The organism is Serratia microhaemolytica (assembly GCF_004011885.1).
Taxonomy (GTDB): Bacteria; Pseudomonadota; Gammaproteobacteria; order Enterobacterales; family Enterobacteriaceae; genus Serratia_G; species Serratia_G microhaemolytica.
The window spans coordinates 1-2205 of record NZ_SBEF01000088.1 but is presented as its reverse complement, the minus strand read 5'-3'; the positions used below and the strand labels follow the sequence as shown (position 1 = coordinate 2205).

The following is a 2205-nucleotide window of genomic DNA, read 5'->3' as shown; positions in this document are numbered from 1 at the left end:
GAAAAATGTTGAATAAATGCATCAAGGTACATGATTGTCTCCCCAAAGAGAGTATAAGATCATGCTCTACAATTTACGTCAATACTGCCATTGCGTTGGTTAAAAAACATTCGTGATCTTGCCCTGGGGGAGGAGCGAGACAATGCTTTTGCTTTGATAAGGGGAAAAACATCAACACGTGCTCAGGTCAAATACTGTTTTTGGTTAAAAAACGTTCGTGATCTTGCCCTGGTAGGATACCAGTTGATTTTCGGCTAACTTCCCCAACCCCACACCCGCAGCCTTTGCTCCATACACCATACCGACAGTGTCTTGGTCTTTTGTTTATACGATAATTGGTCAATAAACACTCATGATCTTGCCCTGGGTTAATTAGATGGGGATATTTATCTTTCCCTAACTATTGATTTTGATTACCAATATATATAACACCCGTTTCATAGGTGCACTCATCTTCCCATCCCATTGTATTCAATATTATTTTCGCTAATCTTCTCATTTCATTCCATTCATCACTATGCTGAAGTGCATTATCATTCCAGTAAACTAGATTAGTTGGACCACTAATTGACAACATATAATCATCTAATGCTTGGACGGCCTGTTTCTGCTCATCTGTTAACTGAGAGTCCTCGATTTCATTCAGGGCAATTTCCCATTCCACAGCTAACTGGTCAGCTACATTTACAAATTCAGGGAATAAACCTTTTTGTATTTCATATGGTTGAGAAAAATATTTCGTTATTTGTTTGATTTTGTTCATTTTCATCACTCTTTGGGTTTGCTGATAATCGTAGCCTTCTCTCCAGAGCTTGGCTTGTAATCTTTTAAATCAACAACTTTTATAGTGCCTTGTGTAGTCGTTGAGACTTTGTAGTAGCTTCCTCCATGTCGTCCTCCGCCGGAGGTGATATTGAATTTGACTAATCTCTGGATGATTCTTCACTTCAACAATGACAGCTTGTCCAGATCCTCGAGTGGATTGTCGGATATTAACCACATAGCCGGCAGACTGAAAATCTTTAGCAATATCATTGACTGTTCGCCCCCAAATTATGTGGGGGTTTTTTATGAAATCATTAGCAATGTTTGTTGTGCCCTTTACGACAGGCTTTAGTCCTTTCCCCCCCAAACTCCCCAACCCCACACCCGCAGCCTTTGCCCCATACACCATACCGACAGTATCCTGTATGGTCATCGCGATCCTTGCCCAAGTTGGCAGTTTATCTACGGCCTCTTGGTATTTTCTGGCATACTCCACCGAATCAGCTTGATCCTGTGCCAGCTTGACCTTCGCTTGCTCGAGAGTGTAGCCGTTTTCGAGCAAACCAATCCACTGATGTGAATAATCACTGAGCAATGTTTGCTACCAATAGCAGTCTTGCCCTATCCAGCCATTTGCTAAAGGTAAGGCTACACGTATAATCTACCAATTGACCAAACCCAATTAAAACAGCGAAGAGCTTTAAAAAAAGAAGAAAACTCCGGTATTATTTTCAATGGCTGAATTAATTTGTAGCAATAAATTATCAATAATGATGTCATTGCTTTTATTTAATGCTTTTTTTGATTCAACTATTCTTTTTGCTTCAGTCAGTTTTTCGATTCCTGTTATTCTTTCATCTTCGTAATCATCTATACTTACATTCAATTTTTCATTTATTTCATCGATCACACCCGTCGACCAAAGAGCAGCGTAATCAACTTTATTTAAAGTGAACTCAATTAAGTCACCCATTATGCACTGATCTAAATCAAGTCTAGCCATAGCTTCCTGATTTGTTGGAACTGATATGTATTTCATTTTATTTTTCCTTTTAATGTTGAAGTGTGTCACTTCATTATATTCACTTTGGGTTCTTCCCATTTTCTTTCCACTATCTAAGATTTTTTTATTTGGTATATCCCCTTCAAGGTCTAAATAAGCACGCTTTCCTATCAATGATGGGTCATAGATACGAAAGTATCTTCCTGATATATCCTCAACAACTTGTACTCTAGTTTTTGGGTGGGTATAAATACGTTTTCCTTTATCAGTTGTTGTTATAATTGGCCTATTACCAGCAAACTTTTTTATAGCTAAGAGCCCATCTCAATAGGAATTACTGTATAATACATCATGATCATTTCTGAGGGTGAATTATGGCAAATAGCAAGTGGCAGATTAGCGATGAACTGTGGGAAAAGATGGCACCACTGATCCCG

Annotated in this window: 3 protein-coding genes; all 3 read right to left on the bottom strand. The window is 38.6% G+C overall.

All coding sequences use genetic code 11. The features are described 5' to 3' along the window. Nucleotides 1-400: 400 nt before the first annotated feature. The 3 genes from EOJ37_RS13895 to EOJ37_RS13885 all read right to left on the bottom strand — a co-directional run bounded on the left by EOJ37_RS13895 (nt 401) and on the right by EOJ37_RS13885 (nt 1942). Nucleotides 401-763, bottom strand: coding sequence for a hypothetical protein (locus EOJ37_RS13895; protein ID WP_127960474.1), 363 nt, complete (start codon nt 761-763; stop codon nt 401-403). Between the two features lie 69 nt (nt 764-832). Further along, nucleotides 833-1360: a hypothetical protein gene (locus tag EOJ37_RS14710; RefSeq protein ID WP_206194071.1), complete on the bottom strand. Its 528-nt coding sequence runs from the start codon at nt 1358-1360 to the stop codon at nt 833-835. A gap of 105 nt (nt 1361-1465) precedes the next feature. Further along, nucleotides 1466-1942: a hypothetical protein gene (locus tag EOJ37_RS13885; RefSeq protein WP_127960473.1), complete on the bottom strand. Its 477-nt coding sequence runs from the start codon at nt 1940-1942 to the stop codon at nt 1466-1468. Nucleotides 1943-2205 lie beyond the last annotated feature (263 nt).

Bases quoted from the DNA above. Each gene is read 5' to 3' on its own strand.
- EOJ37_RS13895 (WP_127960474.1), bottom strand. From the start codon at position 763: ATGAACAAAATCAAACAAATAACGAAATATTTTTCTCAACCATATGAA.